Below are 15,630 nucleotides of genomic sequence, written 5' to 3'. Positions count from 1 at the left end.
GCGGAAAAGCGGCCGATACTAGCTGGCTGCATGAGGTAGCCACACGATAATGCGCAGGAGCGATGGTGCTCGGCCCTGAGTGGTTCAATGCAATCGAGGGAGAGTAGCCATGAATCTCAAGTCGATCGCCGCCCCAGGCGAGTTCGTTCAAGGGACTATGCAAGAGAAGGTGAGGCGGCTTCCGCTGAAGGCCGCCCCGGTATCTTGTCCGTTACTTTCCGCCCGCGACGCCGGCCTTGCCTTGACCGCCCTGCGTCGAGCTGCCGCCGCTCGGGGTGGTCGGCGCGCTCGCGCCGCCCGGGGAGCTACCCGAACTCATGCCGGTGGTGCTTTTGTCCATTGAGCCCTTTTCCATCGAACCCTTGTCCATGTTGTTAGACGTGCCGGGCTTGTTCATGCTGTCGGATTGCGGGGCGGGGCCAGTGCTGGTTTGCGCAAAGGCAGAGCCGCACATCAACGCGATGGCGGCGGCGGCGGCGATAATTGTCTTCATAGGTGTTCCTCCTGAGTTGGGCTATCCAAGCCAACGGAACTGGAGATTTGCCGTTCCTCCGACGGGAGTCCGTCGAAGAAAAATGTGTCTCTCAGACGCCGCCCCATTCCAAGGAACAAGGCGTACCTACTCGGGTTTTCCATGCATGTCACAGCCGCTACCAGTGTTGATAGAAAATTCGGTACTGGCCGAAATAGGCCACTCGCAGATTTAAAGTAGGCCAGTGAAATAAATGGGCAATGTGACTTACCTACTTATATCTGAGTAGGAGCACAATTTGTTCTTTTTTCCGAAAGTTCTTGCCTCGTCTACCCTAGACGTTTAAGTGTGTGGTCTAGGAGTGGTCATGGACCTCAAGCCGCAATTGGAAGTTCGCCTGCTCGATATCGACCGCAAGATCGATATGGAGAAGGCGCGCCATGAGTCGGTCATGGGCAAGTATGAGCGGCAGCGCGCCACTGTCTTGGCTATGATTGAGCTTGAGACGGCGGAAGAGAATCCACAGGAAGATATGTTCGCACCGACGCAGGGTCCGAAGCGCGAAGTTACCGCTGCGGATTTGGAGCGAGAGATTTTGGTGCTGCTCAAGGCCCAAAACAATCGGCCGCACGCCGATATGAAAGAAGCCTTGGTGCGCCGCGGCTTTGGGAACTCTACCGATCCGCAGTTCGGCCGCCGTGTGCATGGAACGCTTATGAGCTTGCGACATCGTGGCGTTGTCGAGCAAGCCTCGCCTTCAACGTGGCGGCTTGTCTCCAATGCGGAGACCGCGGCTTGAGAATACGGCTCCCCGATATCAAGGAGCCGAAAAAGATTAAGGCCCCGTAGGGCGGGGCCTTAATTGGTGGGGAGACAGACCCTGCTAGTGCCGCCCACTTGGTATGTGGGATAGGAGGTGACCACCCGGGACCGGGATGCATCTTGGCCCGGGTGGCATCGCTGTGTGTATCACACACAGCGCCTCGATGGAATCCCTATTCTTTCCCACCCTGAATTACCGTGAACTTCCGGCGCCGATCTGGCGGGGTCTCAGTTGGCAGCGCAGGGGCCACAGCGAGCGCAGCGTCAACTAGCTGAGCAATACTCCAAGCACGATCAGCGAGCCCCAGCGCCTTCGCTGGCGTCGTGCGCAGCGCCTCATGTGTACGGCAAAGATTGTAGTGCGCCACGTAGAGCGCGACGGCTGCCACGTGGTTGTCCAGCTTCTTGCTAAAGCCATTCGTCAACCGAGTGAACCGGCGCGACGCCATGCGCAGCGAGAGGTTCTGGCGCTCGACATAGGAGGTCGAAACGTACTGTTCGGGATCGCCCGATACTACGTCACGGCTTACAGCTACTACGGCGGCGGGCGAGTACCGGCCCTGCGCTTCCTTTACCAGATGCGTTACCGAGTACGTCTTTACGATCACGCCATGCGAGGCATTAGGACCAAAGGCGTCGCGGATCGCTACGCGGTAGGGGTGGAAGCCGTCGGTTGAGATTTCCGGCTGACCGATAACCCGGCTGCGGAGGTCGTGCAGGAAATCCATGGTGCTTTCGGCATTCCGCTTGCCGACGCCCCAGCTAATGATTGCCTTCTGCGTGCCGGCCATGCCGATGAAAACGTACTGATCGCCCTTGGCGTTGATCTCATGGCGCTGGACGTTCTTTTGCTTCTTGCCGACGAAGCTCCACAGCTCGTCAAGCTCCAAGCGCTCGGTGCGAACGCCGACCATGATGCGGTCGTGCAATTCCATGCAGCCCATGCCGACACGCAGGGCCAGGTTCGCGACGGTGCCACGGTTGACGCCAGTGAGGCGCGAGGCAGTACGGACGCCGACGCCTTCACAGAGCGCGGCGATGACTTCAATCTGCTTTTCACGGGAAAGGACGTTCATGAGGGCTCAATCCTCTGTTGAGGAATTGGCCCGTCAGCGACTCTAGAAATCACGCCCGCCAAGGCGTATATTCCAGTTTGGTTATCGCTTCGGGGCTCAATCCCGGGGTTGGTAGCTAGGGATCGGCAGCGCGCCAACGCGGTCGGTCCCACTTGATAGAAGTTCAGGGTGCCGGATTCGGACCGACGTTTCCTACTTGTAAGGGCGGGCGTCCTACCTCTAGACGAACCCTGAGAACTTGAAGCCGATTGCAGGGCCGTTGCGTTCCTTATTCAGGGGAGATCGCAGCGGCCCTTCCTTTATCCGCCCCCTGCGCTCGGCCAGCGCGTAAGGGACTCTCGACCCTCCTGGTCAAAACTTGCTCCTCAACTGCGGAGAGGTCCATCAGGCTTCTCCGGATGCTTTCTTGGCCTTCCGCGCAGTGAGATACTGCACGAGCGACCAAATCGAATTCTTCACGTCAGCATCGATATCCGGCTCCGACATCAAGTCGATAAGCTGATATTCGAGCGCCTTTTGTGCATGCTGAGGGGGCGGATCGGGCTCGCCATCGTCGCCCTCACCATCATCTTCAACATCAGTTCGCTTGCGTTGCTTCAGGCTCTTTTTAGCGGCCGTTGAGGTGGCGACGGGTTTGCGCGCCAACAGCAAGCCAGAGAGGGGGATGTCAGCCAATTTGGCACCCGCGACGAAGAACAAGGCGACCTTGTCCACCGTCGACCCTTGCACGCCGTATTCCTTGCGAAGGTGTTCATCGAATTGCCCTGCGGTAATTGTCGTCAGGTCGACGTCGCCCGATAGAAGCGACGGGTAGCCCGCCACCATAATCTTCTTCCAGATTGGCGGCCGCGCATCGTCGGATGCCTTGACCAGCGAAATGAAGTCCTGCGTGGGGGAGCCATTGTCGTTGATTAGCTTGAGATACTTCAGCGAAGCGATTATACTGTAGGCCAAGCTGCCCGATGCGTTACCGAACACGGAAGGATCAACCCGACTGGGAACGGTGGTTTCGCGCAGCTTATTGATAAAGCTAATGAAAGCGCTGAAGGTTGCGTATGGCGGTGAGAAAGATTTGGCCTTATCATTCATGGCGAAAAGTCCTGATCGGTTCTGCGTGGCTATTCTAATAAATGCAGCCACTCAGAAAGTCAAGCGGGAGAAATCAGAATGACTCCGAAAAATCACAAAGTTTCTGTGCGGGGCGCGGATGGCGAGTTGCACGCGCTTGCGTTGGTGCGGCTGGAGGGTGAAGTCGCTTACTGCTGTTCGGAAGCAAAATATGAGGAAGCAATCCGTCATCCCGAGGCATGTATCGAGGTCGGATTTCCGTTGGCCGACGTTAAAATGAAAGAGGCCGCCAACTGAGGCGGCCTTAGTTCATCTTGCGGCGCAGCTTATTCTGTAGCTGGCGCAGGTCATCACAGCGCTCTTGAACGACAAATCGGGCTTCTAGGTCAGCAAGTTGCTCATCTAGGATTTCTAGATGATCCTCAAGATTGCGCATGTTCTGGTCGTATGAGGGTTTCGTAACTCGAGCTCTAACCCGTCGCTGGTCAGCCATAGGACGGTCCTCCCACGGAGGGCAGCATAAGCCTCAAAAATCAAATCAGGCCACTGCATTTTTCAAATTAGGCCACTGAGGGTCGAAACAGGCCAGCACCATGAATCGCTAGAACGTTGTCATGGCAGAGCAAGTGACGGTTTTCTTCTACGGCCTGTTCATGGATCCGGAGGCTCTTCAGACCCTGGGTTTGAGGCCGTCGCGGGTGAGGCAGGCCTATGTCGAGCGTTTCGCTTAGACTCGGTGCACGCGCGACGCTCGCTCCGATCACGGAAGGTCGAGTGTACGGCACCATCATGCAGCTCACCCACGCTGAGGTGGACGAGTTGTATTCGGAGCCCAGCGTCGCCGCGTACCGACCAGAACCGGTACTAGCGCAATTGGCCGACGGCTCAGCCGAGCTCGCTCTTTGTCTCAATCTGCCGACGCCGCCGCAAGGTTTGAGCGGCAATCCCCAATATGCCACCGCATTGCAAGCCGTGGCGCGAAAGATCGGATTGCCAGAGTCTTGTGTCGCGGGACTAGCGGGCTGATGCGCTGACGACATGAGCCCCCGGTTCACGCTGGCGGGCCTGGCACTCCCGGCGCTCTAATCCGCAATTGGATCGGCAGCCGGGAGCATTAGGGGCTGGAAGAGCGAGTCGTGCCATGTTCCGCCGTTAATGACAACTGGTGGAACAGCGGACTCCGGTAGTTGTACGGAGTCCTTATTCGGAACGGGGCGTTCTACTGTGAGAACACCGGCGAGATTTAAGCAGCAATCAATTTCAAGTTGCCCGGGATGGGCCGCAGTGGGGCTGGAACCGCGCTGCGGCCATTCCCTTAAGAAACCAACTTCCGCGAGCGTCGACGCTTTTCGTTAGACGACATTTTCGCGCAGCAATTTGATCCCGAAATTCATTCTCGGAGCGCGGGAGCGCCGTTAGAATATGGGCAAGATCGGATTTGCTATCATCGTTGCTGCCGTCGCGGCATATGCAGCGGATCATCGCTGGAACGATGCCCGCTACACACAAAGCACCGTAGCTGTGCTTCGCAATGTGCAGCATGCGATAGGTTGGTGATGCCGCCTCAGTGGCGGCTCGAGCGTCGGCGCCACTGAAATCGTTTGATTGTCACAAAAATCAGAGAGTCCGCCGGTTCACGCTGGCGGGCCATAAACCACGAAGGCCGCAGCGAGAGACAATCGCTGCGGCCCCGCATGGTCAAAAAAAACCGGGTTAAATGAAAAGGTAGAATATGCAGCCAGCCCCGGCGCCTCAAATGAAGCACCACATTGTTTCAGCCGTGTTTCGTCCCATGAAGAAAATACTGTTCCTTTTGAGGAACTTTGGTCATGTGACAATCGTGCACTGCTGTGATTGTGAAGCCCCAGCACCGACCTCAACCCCGGAGTTGGGGTCTTTGCGTTTCGGGCCGCCAAAGCAAAAAACGCCGCCCCCGATAGTTGTTTGTCCGTGCGATTGAGAAAAGTTCATTCGCTCTAATGATGTCGCTGGCGCCGGACGCGCGTACAGTTGGCTGGCGTGGTCGGTGTTGCAGATAGCGAGCCGGCTGCCTGAAGGGCCCCAGTCCCGCCAGCCCCGGACTGGGGCCCACTTCGTATCGACCTTTGGTCACTGATCCCTCTTCAGCTTGCGCCGGCCCCAATGCGGCTCTTTGCCCTTCGGGTTGAACTCCGGGACGTAGTGTCGGTTCAGTGCGCGCATGATGCCGATACGCGCGAGCATCGTTGGTCCTCCGCTCTCCGCCACCAGGATCAACGCCTGCATTGTGGCCTGCCACTCCGGCGCGGCGTGCTCCTTCTTCGGCAGCGAAGCGATGTACTCGCCGGCGTCCAGCAACGTCACCAGCTTGCGACCGTCTACCTCGATAGGCTCGTCAAAAGGCCGTCTCCACCCCCGTTCGGTCACGCTTCCCCCGGTTACCGATAGCCCATGCCACCGATAGGCCCTTTGGCGTTCCAGTTGAAGTCCGGCCGCACGTCGGCGCCGCGCCCGCCACAGGCCGAGCAAGCGAACCGCGGCTCGAGATCGGAGAGCCTTACAACGCTTGGCCAACGGTCGGCGTCCAGAGCAACATGATGGCCGCAATGGCAATAGACCAGCACGCCGCGCACGCCCATCTCCCTCATCTGGCCGAAGGTGATCTTGATTGGCCGGCCGTCGGCGTGGGTAGGCGTGTGGCGTCGGACGGGGCGAGACATCCAGCCATCGAAACGCAGCGCCGCCGGGAGTCAAATTATCAATCCCTTGAGCCTTGGAACGCGCGCGAGCTACTGCGGGCGGGGTGTGGAAAAGTTTGTGGCTCGCGCAGCGAGGCTCTCGGCTAAGATCTAAGATGCATCCGAATATGCGTCGGGCTCAGACGGATTCGAACGGCAGTTGCCCAATAGCTTTCCATTGCTGCTCGTGAGCTACTCCAGAGTAGCTCTCACGAAATGCATTTGGTTTCCACGCAGTGTGTGGATCGAGACGCCCGTCTCGTGTGAAGAATGCATTTCCGCCAGCTTCCGAGACAGCGGCAAGACCATAGCCATGGGCAGAGCAGAGCTTGGCCAATGCCGTTAGCGATGCGCCGTGATACCATCCTCGGGCATGCTTTTCGTGGCGATCGAAGGTCGGATCATAGGGAACGGTGATCGGATCGAGGCCAAAACTGGAATTGTATTCAACACAGATCACCGCCGGCTGAATCTCGATCAATTCCTTCAAGAACCAATAGTCGTTGCCATCAACATCGATTGAAAGGATTCCGAGCCGAGGGAATGCTTTCTTAATAAAGTCGAGGTTGTTGAGGTTCAAGAATCGCTCGACCACCTCGATGTGCTTGGGCAGAAGCGCTCGTGCGTCTGCGACCTGGCGCGCGCTGCCATCAATCAACAGCCCACGCCACTCGGCATTTCGCGCCAATCTAAGACAATTGAACTCGATGGGATGAAAACCAAACTCGACGAACGTCTTTGGAGCGTCGACAGCAAGCCGGTCGAGGATCAAGGATTCGTCGGATTGTCCATCGGCGCTTCGCATTCGGGCACGGTAATACAGACGCCGAACGGGCGTAATCTTCTCAACCAAAGCTCGCATTGTGCAGGCGCCCAGCGATATCGCCGTACAATCGTTACGGAATGTTTCTACATATTTCTATCCGGATAGGAGAAAGTGAGCGCGGTGTCAACGGGGGGTTGAGGTGCGCAGCCAGGGCACGTCGAGATTCGTATTTTGCGAAATTTGTCTTGCTCCGTCGGGCAAAACAGTGGTCCATAGGGGACTGGTCCAACAAAAGAGCCAGCTCATGCCGAACGAAGTCGAGACGTCGTCCGAGCTATCGAAGATTGCCAAGCTCAACGGAGACTTCCGAAGGAACTACGGAATCCTGCTCGGAGCGTTCTTGTATCTGCGCTCCATCAGTGCCGCGCGCGGGCGGTCCTGGTTCTGGGCCGGCTTGTTTTCACTCGCTTCCTCGGCCGCGTTGGCTTGGCTGGGCCGACGCGGTTGGATGCTGCCAAGCTTTTTTTGACTGCACAGATCAACTCGCCGTAAGTGGCGAAACGAGTTGCGTTTTGGCGGGCCAATGAGAGGTTCGATAGCCATAGGGGCGCGCCGCCGCTTTGTGAGACGGAAAGCAACACGTAGTCTTGAATGGTCCTATTCTTGCTGTCCAATCGCGCCACCGCCACAAGTCCCACAGGAATCGATTTGAGATAGACTCTCCAACGCGGAACGTAACCTGTGCTCGTTGCCATATGGCGAACCACGACAAACGATAGGTTGAGCTTCCGGTTCACTTTCAGACCAAAGCCAGTTTCGGCCTCACTCACTCGGAGGCCATGTTCACTGCGCAGCGCCTCGGCGGCCTCGCTCTTGTGTCTTGCTAAGACATCAGACCAGGAATCTCGACAATCGATCCAATTGCAATCGCGCGATGCCTTGTATCCGGGACCGGCAACGCTGTTCGCGCGGTTCGAAGATTTGATTTTTGCGGGTAGGCAGAATCGCCTTTAAGCGATCCGCGTGGGCTTCGGTGGATGCGCCGTTTTTGGATGGCGATCATGCAGGAACACAGCGAGGGAGTTCGCGATGACGCCGTCATCCACCGAGGCGGCAAAAAGCTGCTCCTGCGCTTCGCGCGGAAGGTCGGGCCATACCTTAAGAGCCGCGTGGCCAAGCAAGGAGGCGAACCGGTTTTCGTCCATGGGCATTAACTCCAGGTACGAGTTGAAGGCGGGGCTTCGAGGCTGCGAAGGGCGCTCAGATGTCCCCGGTGCTGTCACCTCGGTCACCTCATAATGGGCGCCGGTTACCAAGTTCGCGGCTTTGGAGGCCAAAGACACTATGGCCGCGCCTACGGGGAACCTTATCGGTATGTCGGTCTCCGCTGCCATGAATAGCGGCGCAAGCCAACCGACGCAATCGATCCCCGCACCGGCCGCAATCCGACGGATTAGGAACATTGGCCCCGAGGCCGTGTTGGTCGCCGCAAACATCCGCGCGGCAAGCCGGACTGGCCGCCGGCTACGGGGCGGTCGTAAGATTACGTCAAATACCTCGGCAGCGGCGCTACTTCAGACCGAGCTTGCGCAACCTGATCCGAGACGACTAGGGCGCAATCGTCACATCTGAAAAGCCGGCATTCGGCATGATCACCAAGAAATCTCATCAGTTGCAAGCAAAGCTCGCAGCCTCGAAAGCACGGATTGCGGCCCCGCGTTAGAACACAATAATTCTGCTTCTAAAGTTTCGAAGTGGCCTTGGAGAAATAAGATCCATGACTGTTGCCCCTTGAGCGGGGCCAACGGTGAATGCCGTCTGGAGTTCGTTTACAGCGGTTCCTATGTAGAACTCAAACGCGGGGAAGTTGTCGACCGCTCCCCAAATTTCAGCGGTGCGGAGCCTCTTGTCGATTATCAGCGTGCCTACCAAATCTATGCTTCCTAAGACGTAGGACTCGGGTACGCATCGATTGGACGACACGCCTGAAAATTCAACAATGTCTTTTCCTTCGTTAGATCGATTTGGAGGTAAAACCTTGGTTCCGGTTGTATCAGACTCCTTTTCGCAGGCGACTTCGCCTTTTTCGCAGTCATAGGCGATGGAGCGTGCTTTAGGATATCCGGCAGACTGCAATCTGAGTTTTCCTTCTACGTAGGAAAAGACTGCCAGTATCGCAATTTTAGACGTAATCCGTTTGCCGGCACCGTCCCATTCACTAGAAAAAGAGCGATCATCTGAGTTATAACAACGCCTGCGGAATAGATCGCTCGGTGCCCGCGGTCCTTCAAAGATGTACTTGCCTTTAGCGAATGGGGCCTCGAAAATATAACCTGCTTTGGTCGGATGCTCTTTGGGAATGAACGCCCGCGCTACAAGAAGAAGCTCCTTCGGTAAAGGCACTTGCGTCAGAGCGTTCTCGCGAAGCTTCTCTGCGTCTCGGTGGGTTACCTTTTCATCCACCATCATCTCTGGCTTATTTGAAATCCATACAAGAATGACGCGCGGCGTCACGCTCCGTCCCCCGAGTTCCGACATCAAGGGCTCACGATTTGTCCCCAAATAGGCGCTCATAGCTTCGGCCGCAGATTTGCCGCCTCCAACTATTTGAACGGGTCCTAGATAGGATTTGGCGTCAGTCAAATCGTAGATGACCCCTTGGAGCAGTACCCCCCAACCGGAATCCCAATCAGATTTCGGAGATGCAAAATAGCCTTTTGCAAGCGCAGCATTGGCGTCAAATTCAATCTTTGCGTAGTTGATGTCCGAGCGACCTAAGATTTCCCTCTTATAGAGTTCGCGTTCGAATGCGCGAATTCCCCCCCGAATGGCTGTCGCGATAGCCGCCGAGTCAGCGCAATACGACGGCGTACTTCCAAGGAGGATCGCAACGGCTGTAAGAATAATTGCTTTCATTCGGTCGGCCCCGCCGCTAATCTGATCTCTCATTCGCGTCAGTTTGACACGGCACATTACGCTGGATTTGCTTGCGCGAAACTGTCAGAAATAGCGCCGCACAACCTTTAATTGCCCGACATCCGGTTGGAGGGTGTAATGGTCAGACAAACCTTTCTTCTAATGGTTCTTCTCGTCGGCTTTGCGCAAGGCGCCGCGCACGCTGATTCATCACCATCGTGGATGGATGCGAGTGTTTCCCCAGTGAAGAATAATCAGTGCGCCAGGGGCCAAACTGAATGCGGTTATCGCCAGGGTGTCTGCGAGAAAGATGGAGATAGTTGCGTAGCTTGTATGCAGGACTATAAGCGGCTCGGTAACAAATGTTACAGATGTCCGCAGGGTGAAGTTTTGCAGGGGGACGTTTGCAAGAGGTAGCGTCTGCGGCAAGGAACGCGCGTGGCATTTATCAAACACACTGCGACGAGGCGCGCTCTAGGCAGCATTTTAGAGGAGTTCGCGACCAGAATAACATTCGCTGCTTGCCCTGAGCATTCGGAAAATTGTTGACTCAACCACTGCACGTGCGGTGGAATCGAGCTGCAGTGATGACTTATTTTTGCCTCGCCGTGCGAAGCTCAAGGTCGGCGGGCAGCCTATTTATCTTTTGCTGAATTTCGTTTGATTAATGAGGGCGGATCTAAGCGGGAGCTTACCCAATGCTTAAATTGTCTTTTACCGCCGTCTCTACGGCCGCGTTTCTCCTTCTGATGAGTGATCAAGGCTCTGCGCAGCAGTCGACCAAACCAGCTGCATTGCCCGAACTGACTACGACTAACATTTTTGCACAGTCCACGCAGCAAGTAGCTCAAGTACGCTCTGACGAACTGGATGGAAATCTACTGGTTATTTACGAAGCTCAAAGGGTGTCAGGAAACCGTAAAATATACTACTTCCTGCCGTTGCCCTATATTGACTGGAGTAAATTGGCTCGCGACGTCGATCAGCAATGCTCAAGTAATCAAACCAATCAAACCCTTTCCTTTCATGTTCAGTTCTATTGGGATGAATTACTGGACGAAATTGCCCGACTTATCCAAGAGAAGCTGAGGGTGGCGGCGGGCGATTTCACAGTCGGCGTCCCACCAAACGTCGGCGCTACTGGGTACGTGTATGACGAGCAGTCTCATCCGTTCGAAGCATTTAACACGATTCCACAGATTGACTTGCTTCGGAATGTTCAATTGAGTTCGCTTGGTAGCGGCCTGCCAAAAGTTCAAACAGCGCTCGTTCGCGGCACTTGCGATGATTTAAGATCAATAGCTAAAAGGCGTGAACTCCGAACATACGTATTTTCAGTCGGCGCTCGAGCCAAGGTGAACCAATTGGCAGCGGCCGCCGGTCTGTTGGTTAACCAAAATCTATTCTCGGACCTCCAGAACGCTGAATCGCAAGTCTCTAAAACAACCGTAAGCAGTGAAAGCGGCGGTGGCCACATCGCTATAAATGTTGGACCGTTGAGCTTAGGAGGCGGCGGCCAGCAAGCCCAAACAACCACAGACGTCAATCGCTATCGGATTGTGAACCGGGCTTGGATTGATTCCAATCTGGCCAAAGCAGTCACCCAGGCACAAATCGTGGCTGTATGCGACGACGACTGCTCATCGTCGAAAACGATGGATGATTTGTTCAAAATGTTTTTCGGCCAACTACAGTCAGAGAAGATCAAGATCGAACAAGACGGTGACCGCGCTTGGGCTGTCAAGGCGGACACAACTCGATTGCCGATAAACCAAATTAAGTTAGACGAAGCAACAAAGTCCATTTTGGGACAGGCTGGAAAATACAAGGATAATAGCGAATTTGAGTATGAGGGCATTAAAGCCAAAAACGAGAATGACAAGAACATTCAGTTGGATTCGAATGTGGGCTTTGAGCAGCGCGGTGACGCATGGGTGCCAACGACGTTTAATGCTTATGTGATCAACACCGCGCAGTTGCAGCGTAACATCAGTATAAATTATCAGCAGACGGTCATTGGGGCAACTTCAAGCATTGCGATGTACTTGCCTCAACTAACCTCACGGGGCAGGCGAAAAGCGCCCCACATGAAATGGCAACAGTCAGGGAACAACGAACGTGAAATCACACTTGAGCCGGCAGATTCCGTCTCGGAGATTTACCTTCGTCCTTCTTGGATCACGGGCGTTCCGGGCGTGGGCAACGAGCCAATCATTACTCGCAAAATCTGGTCTGCGGACCCCGCCTCGGAAGCGGCAATAGTCGCAGTTGCCCGCATCAACATTCCAGAAGCTAAATGGCAGGAGTTTTTATACTTGCAGGATCGGACCACGTCAAAACTAACTGTTTCTGAAAACACAATTTTGGTGGAGTTGAAACGAAGTCCGGTGGGGGGCGCTGATTACATCTCCGCGATTGGGGGGCCCGCTCCGGTTACACACGCACCGCAGATAATCGTTCGTGATCGCTTGGGTAGAACCTTTACTCTTGATTTTGAATCCCCGAAGTGTCCGGAGTTGCAGCAATGCGCAATTGACGAATTCCGCTGACGGGCGGAAGAGCGTGTTTCATGCGGCAGTTTGATCCTCTTTCACCCCTCGTGCCACGATTCGCAGCGCACCGTCTGCAAGAGGGCGCTGCAGGCCCTTGGCTTCATCCCATGTCGCGGTCATCCAGGTCTCGACCTCCTCAGGGTTCGTCAAAATCACCGGCATCGCTTTCGGGTGGATGGCACCTACCTCGGTATTTGGCTCGGTCGTCAGGAACGCGTAGAGGGCGTTGGTGGTCTCACCCTCCTTGACCTTCCGGACCGACGTCCAGTTGGTCCAGATGCCAGCGAAGCAGGCGAGGGGGCGGCTTTCGTCGAGCGCGAACCAGATGTCACCGCCTTCGGCCTTGTTGAACTCGCTGAACGAGTTGAACGGCACCACGCAGCGATGCTCCTGCCCGAGCCACCTCATCCAGTGCTTGCTTTTGACGTTCCGGATGTTGGTCGTGCCGCTGTCGGGCTCCATCCGGAGCAATTCCTTGAAGTCCACCGTCTTACCTTTGGCCTGCAACTTTTCGGCTCGTTTTTTGGTGGCATCCATAAGTGCCTTGGACGACGACGGCATGCCCCATCGTGCAGTGGCGAGCTCCCGGCCGTCGGTGGCGGTCCGTACTATCGGCGCCTTGTAGTCAGGGAAGACGCCGGGCATAGGCGCCAAGTTACCCACATACCGGTTGACGACACGGAACAGTGCGCTGATCGCGGCTTGGTTCGTGGTGATGCTGTAGAGGTTACACAGTAAGCGCTGTTTTCAGGCCACAGCTCTGAGGTCGTGACGGCAATAGGCCCACGGAAGCAACTGATCGATCTCGCTATTCGGATGACCATTGACGATCCTGGTGAGGACGTCGGTCAGGTAGGCAAGCGGATCGAGGTCGTTCAGCTTACAGGTTTCGACCAGGGAGGCGATGGTGGCCCAGTGCTCGGCACCGCCGTCGGAGCCTGCGAACAGCGCATTTTTACGGTTCAACGTGATCGGACGGATCGAGCGCTCGACGGCGTTATTGTCGAGCTCGATACGGCCATCATCGATGAAGCGCGTCAGGCCATCCCAGCGTGAGAGCGCATAACGGATGGCGTCTGCCAGCTTGCCCTTTTGGCTGATCAACGCGAGCTTTGCGCGGAGCCACAGCTCGAAGGCTTCCGCCAGCGGCCGGCTTTTCTGTTGTCGAACGAGACGACGTTCCTCGGCGCTGCGGCCGCGGATGTCCTTCTCGATGGCATAGAACTCGGCGATATGCTTGAGCGCCTCGCTCGCAATAGGCGCAGGACCGGGGGTGGCAAGTTCGTAGAAGTTACGCCGCATGTGCGACCAGCAGAATGCAAGCTGAACGTTGCCACGCTCGGCGAGCCTGCCATAGCCGGCATAGCCGTCGACCTGCAGGATCCCCTTGAAGCCTGCCAGATGAGCGATCGGTCGGTCGGCCTTGCGGTCGGGCGCATAGACATAGGCGACGCCCGGCGGATCGGCACCGCCCCATGGCCGGTCGTCCGCCGCATAGGCCCAGAGCTGACCGGTCTTGGTGCGCCCGCGGCCGGGATCGAGCACCGGCATCGTCGTCTCGTCGGCGAACAGCTTTGGCCGCTGCCTGAGCTTGCCAAGGAGCCGCTCATGCAACGGGCGCAGATGGAAGGCTGCCTGTCCCACCCAGTCCGCCAGCGTCGAACGATCAAGCTCAATGCCCTGGCGGGCGTAAATCTGCGCCTGCCGGTAGAGTGGCAGGTGATCGGCATATTTGGAGACCAGGACCTGGGCGACGGTGGCCTCGGTCGGCAGACCACCCTCGATCAGCCGGGCCGGGGCCGGCGCCTGCATGACACCGTCCTCGCAAGCCCGGCAGGCGTATTTGGGACGCCGGGTGACGAGGATCCGGAACTGCGCCGGGACCAGGTCCAGCCGCTCACTTCTATCCTCGCCGATCCGGTGCAACTCGCCCTGGCAACAGGAGCAGATCTTATTGTCGATATCGACGACGACCTCGATCCGCCGCAAGTGCGCTGGCAAGGCGCCACGGTTGATCCGGCGCTTGCGAGCCCGAGCCTCACGGCTTTCAGGTGCGCTGACGTCCTGCGCCGTCTCGCTGTACGCTGCGACCTGCTCGACATCTTCCAGGCCCAGCAGCATCTGATCTTCAGGCAAGGTCTCTGCCCGCCGGCCGAACCGATGCCGCTGCAATTCCTTGATGATCTGACGCAGCCGTTCGCTCTCGCACCGCTCGGCAAGCAGCATCGCTTTCAGCGTCTCGGGATCGTCAGGCAGGGCGTCGCTCACACGCAATTCAGAGCATATTCGCCGCCATCTGGCGACGCGCTCGATGCCCCTGATTCACTTCGCCGCAGCGCTGCCAACAACTATCCGGCTTGCGTTGGCGCTGGCGTCTCCCGTACCTCGTGGACACGCCGCCAGTCGAGCCCTTCCAACAGCGCCGACAATTGCGCCGCCGACAGACGCATCACGCCGTCCTCGATCTTCGGCCAGCGGAAGATCCCATCCTCAAGCCGTTTGGCGAACAGGCACAGACCCGTTCCGTCCCAGAACACCAGCTTGATCCGATCCGCCCGCTTGGCACGGAACACATAGACAGCTCCCGAGAATGGGTCAGCCCCCATGCTCTCGCGCACCAGGGTCGCAAGCCCTTCCATCCCCTTGCGGAAGTCCACCGGTTTGGTCGCCACCATCACCCGGACCGCACCCGACGGACCGATCACCGGCTCGCCTTCAGCGCCTGGACGATCGACGCAATCATTGCCGTGTCCGCACCACGACCGGCCCGGATCGTGATGCCGTCGACTTCGATCTCGATGATCCCGGCATCGCAACGGCAAGTTCGGACATCCGGTTTGGGTTTGCAGCGCGCCACTTTGCGCTCCCGGCCAAGAGCAGGCGCCGGCACTGCGACATCCACCACCGCCGGCACAAACTGCACTTCTTCTATTTCGGAATGACCGCCTGCTGCCTCTCGCAACTGACGTCGCCAGCCAAACAACTGCTGCGGTGACAATCCATGCCGTCGGGCTACCGAACAGACCGAGTCGCCGCTCGCCACAATCTCCGCGACGATCCGCGCCTTGTCCTCGTCGCTCCACTTCCGCCGACGGCCGGCGCCGGTGAAGACCTCAAGCCGCCGTACCGGCTCCGTGATAGCAGTATGCACTGTGTCCATTCTAAGCCTAACGGTCCAAATCGAACCGCAGACTCGCAGATCACCCCATCATCCGGTAGGTGGCCGCTGAACAGCGCTTAC

At 57.1% G+C, this 15,630-nt stretch carries 17 protein-coding genes and 1 tRNA gene; 5 read left to right on the top strand and 13 right to left on the bottom strand.

Annotation, left to right across the window (positions count from 1 at the left end; all coding sequences use genetic code 11):
* Positions 1 to 211: 211 nt before the first annotated feature.
* Complete coding sequence (locus tag UB31_RS21295; RefSeq protein WP_045012286.1) at positions 212 to 493, bottom strand: hypothetical protein; 282 nt, start codon at positions 491 to 493, stop codon at positions 212 to 214.
* Between the two features lie 346 nt (positions 494 to 839).
* On the opposite strand from UB31_RS21295, the gene UB31_RS21290 reads away from it, so the two are divergent.
* A complete protein-coding gene (locus UB31_RS21290) occupies positions 840 to 1,271 on the top strand; it encodes a hypothetical protein (RefSeq protein ID WP_045012285.1) in 432 nt (143 codons plus the stop codon).
* A 196-nt stretch (positions 1,272 to 1,467) separates the two neighbouring features.
* On the opposite strand, the gene UB31_RS41565 is transcribed toward UB31_RS21290, so the two are convergent.
* The 3 genes from UB31_RS41565 to UB31_RS21275 form a co-directional block, all read right to left on the bottom strand.
* Positions 1,468 to 2,370, bottom strand: coding sequence for a transposase (locus UB31_RS41565; protein ID WP_156175481.1), 903 nt, complete (start codon positions 2,368 to 2,370; stop codon positions 1,468 to 1,470).
* 162 nt (positions 2,371 to 2,532) lie between these two features.
* Positions 2,533 to 2,604: transfer RNA gene (locus UB31_RS21280), tRNA-Val, on the bottom strand.
* Positions 2,605 to 2,754: 150 nt separating this feature from the next.
* Complete coding sequence (locus UB31_RS21275; RefSeq protein WP_045012284.1) at positions 2,755 to 3,459, bottom strand: DUF5343 domain-containing protein; 705 nt, start codon at positions 3,457 to 3,459, stop codon at positions 2,755 to 2,757.
* A 78-nt stretch (positions 3,460 to 3,537) separates the two neighbouring features.
* On the opposite strand from UB31_RS21275, the gene UB31_RS21270 reads away from it, so the two are divergent.
* A complete protein-coding gene (locus UB31_RS21270) occupies positions 3,538 to 3,735 on the top strand; it encodes a hypothetical protein (protein ID WP_045012283.1) in 198 nt (65 codons plus the stop codon).
* A gap of 477 nt (positions 3,736 to 4,212) precedes the next feature.
* Complete coding sequence (locus UB31_RS41560) at positions 4,213 to 4,464, top strand: hypothetical protein (RefSeq protein WP_156175480.1); 252 nt, start codon at positions 4,213 to 4,215, stop codon at positions 4,462 to 4,464.
* 1,083 nt (positions 4,465 to 5,547) lie between these two features.
* Here the strand turns inward: UB31_RS41560 and UB31_RS21265 are convergent.
* The 3 genes from UB31_RS21265 to UB31_RS21255 form a co-directional block, all read right to left on the bottom strand.
* A complete protein-coding gene (locus tag UB31_RS21265; RefSeq protein WP_045012386.1) occupies positions 5,548 to 5,781 on the bottom strand; it encodes a hypothetical protein in 234 nt (77 codons plus the stop codon).
* Between the two features lie 74 nt (positions 5,782 to 5,855).
* Positions 5,856 to 6,137 (bottom strand): hypothetical protein, encoded by a 282-nt coding sequence (locus tag UB31_RS21260; protein ID WP_045012282.1) that lies wholly within the window; start codon positions 6,135 to 6,137, stop codon positions 5,856 to 5,858.
* A gap of 157 nt (positions 6,138 to 6,294) precedes the next feature.
* A complete protein-coding gene (locus tag UB31_RS21255) occupies positions 6,295 to 6,927 on the bottom strand; it encodes a hypothetical protein (protein WP_245306038.1) in 633 nt (210 codons plus the stop codon).
* A 298-nt stretch (positions 6,928 to 7,225) separates the two neighbouring features.
* Here UB31_RS21255 and UB31_RS21250 point away from each other — a divergent pair, with 298 nt between their 5' ends.
* Positions 7,226 to 7,450: a hypothetical protein gene (locus UB31_RS21250; RefSeq protein ID WP_045012280.1), complete on the top strand. Its 225-nt coding sequence runs from the start codon at positions 7,226 to 7,228 to the stop codon at positions 7,448 to 7,450.
* 481 nt (positions 7,451 to 7,931) lie between these two features.
* Here UB31_RS21250 and UB31_RS21245 read toward each other — a convergent pair whose 3' ends face one another.
* Together UB31_RS21245 and UB31_RS21240 are read right to left on the bottom strand one after the other, a co-directional pair.
* Positions 7,932 to 8,126 (bottom strand): hypothetical protein, encoded by a 195-nt coding sequence (locus tag UB31_RS21245; RefSeq protein ID WP_045012385.1) that lies wholly within the window; start codon positions 8,124 to 8,126, stop codon positions 7,932 to 7,934.
* A gap of 514 nt (positions 8,127 to 8,640) precedes the next feature.
* A complete protein-coding gene (locus tag UB31_RS21240; RefSeq protein WP_156175478.1) occupies positions 8,641 to 9,837 on the bottom strand; it encodes a hypothetical protein in 1,197 nt (398 codons plus the stop codon).
* Between the two features lie 698 nt (positions 9,838 to 10,535).
* On the opposite strand from UB31_RS21240, the gene UB31_RS21235 reads away from it, so the two are divergent.
* Positions 10,536 to 12,386 (top strand): hypothetical protein, encoded by a 1,851-nt coding sequence (locus tag UB31_RS21235; protein WP_045012278.1) that lies wholly within the window; start codon positions 10,536 to 10,538, stop codon positions 12,384 to 12,386.
* A gap of 18 nt (positions 12,387 to 12,404) precedes the next feature.
* On the opposite strand, the gene UB31_RS21230 is transcribed toward UB31_RS21235, so the two are convergent.
* From UB31_RS21230 to tnpA, 4 genes are all read right to left on the bottom strand, one after another.
* Positions 12,405 to 13,124 (bottom strand): SOS response-associated peptidase, encoded by a 720-nt coding sequence (locus tag UB31_RS21230; RefSeq protein ID WP_045012277.1) that lies wholly within the window; start codon positions 13,122 to 13,124, stop codon positions 12,405 to 12,407.
* A 12-nt stretch (positions 13,125 to 13,136) separates the two neighbouring features.
* Positions 13,137 to 14,615: an IS66 family transposase gene (gene tnpC / locus UB31_RS21225; protein ID WP_045010987.1), complete on the bottom strand. Its 1,479-nt coding sequence runs from the start codon at positions 14,613 to 14,615 to the stop codon at positions 13,137 to 13,139.
* A 122-nt stretch (positions 14,616 to 14,737) separates the two neighbouring features.
* Positions 14,738 to 15,094 carry an IS66 family insertion sequence element accessory protein TnpB gene (gene tnpB, locus UB31_RS21220; protein WP_045004130.1) on the bottom strand — a complete coding sequence of 119 codons (357 nt, stop codon included), beginning with the start codon at positions 15,092 to 15,094 and terminating at the stop codon, positions 14,738 to 14,740.
* Positions 15,091 to 15,549 (bottom strand): IS66-like element accessory protein TnpA, encoded by a 459-nt coding sequence (tnpA, locus tag UB31_RS21215; RefSeq protein ID WP_045005335.1) that lies wholly within the window; start codon positions 15,547 to 15,549, stop codon positions 15,091 to 15,093. Before tnpA ends, tnpB begins: the two co-directional genes overlap by 4 nt.
* Positions 15,550 to 15,630 lie beyond the last annotated feature (81 nt).

Source organism: Bradyrhizobium sp. LTSP849 (assembly GCF_000938255.1).
Taxonomy (GTDB): Bacteria; Pseudomonadota; Alphaproteobacteria; order Rhizobiales; family Xanthobacteraceae; genus Bradyrhizobium.
This window is presented reverse-complemented; position numbering and strand designations above follow the sequence as displayed.

Excerpts from the sequence above, each read along its gene's own strand:
- UB31_RS21240 (WP_156175478.1), bottom strand. The coding sequence starts at position 9,837 with ATGAAAGCAATTATTCTTACAGCCGTTGCGATCCTCCTTGGAAGTACG.
- UB31_RS21235 (WP_045012278.1), top strand. The coding sequence starts at position 10,536 with ATGCTTAAATTGTCTTTTACCGCCGTCTCTACGGCCGCGTTTCTCCTT.
- UB31_RS21270 (WP_045012283.1), top strand. The coding sequence starts at position 3,538 with ATGACTCCGAAAAATCACAAAGTTTCTGTGCGGGGCGCGGATGGCGAG.
- UB31_RS21275 (WP_045012284.1), bottom strand. The coding sequence starts at position 3,459 with ATGAATGATAAGGCCAAATCTTTCTCACCGCCATACGCAACCTTCAGC.
- UB31_RS21250 (WP_045012280.1), top strand. The coding sequence starts at position 7,226 with ATGCCGAACGAAGTCGAGACGTCGTCCGAGCTATCGAAGATTGCCAAG.
- tnpC (WP_045010987.1), bottom strand. The coding sequence starts at position 14,615 with ATGCTGCTTGCCGAGCGGTGCGAGAGCGAACGGCTGCGTCAGATCATC.
- UB31_RS41565 (WP_156175481.1), bottom strand. The coding sequence starts at position 2,370 with ATGAACGTCCTTTCCCGTGAAAAGCAGATTGAAGTCATCGCCGCGCTC.
- tnpA (WP_045005335.1), bottom strand. The coding sequence starts at position 15,549 with ATGGACACAGTGCATACTGCTATCACGGAGCCGGTACGGCGGCTTGAG.
- UB31_RS21245 (WP_045012385.1), bottom strand. The coding sequence starts at position 8,126 with ATGGACGAAAACCGGTTCGCCTCCTTGCTTGGCCACGCGGCTCTTAAG.
- UB31_RS21290 (WP_045012285.1), top strand. The coding sequence starts at position 840 with ATGGACCTCAAGCCGCAATTGGAAGTTCGCCTGCTCGATATCGACCGC.
- UB31_RS21295 (WP_045012286.1), bottom strand. The coding sequence starts at position 493 with ATGAAGACAATTATCGCCGCCGCCGCCGCCATCGCGTTGATGTGCGGC.
- UB31_RS21260 (WP_045012282.1), bottom strand. The coding sequence starts at position 6,137 with ATGTCTCGCCCCGTCCGACGCCACACGCCTACCCACGCCGACGGCCGG.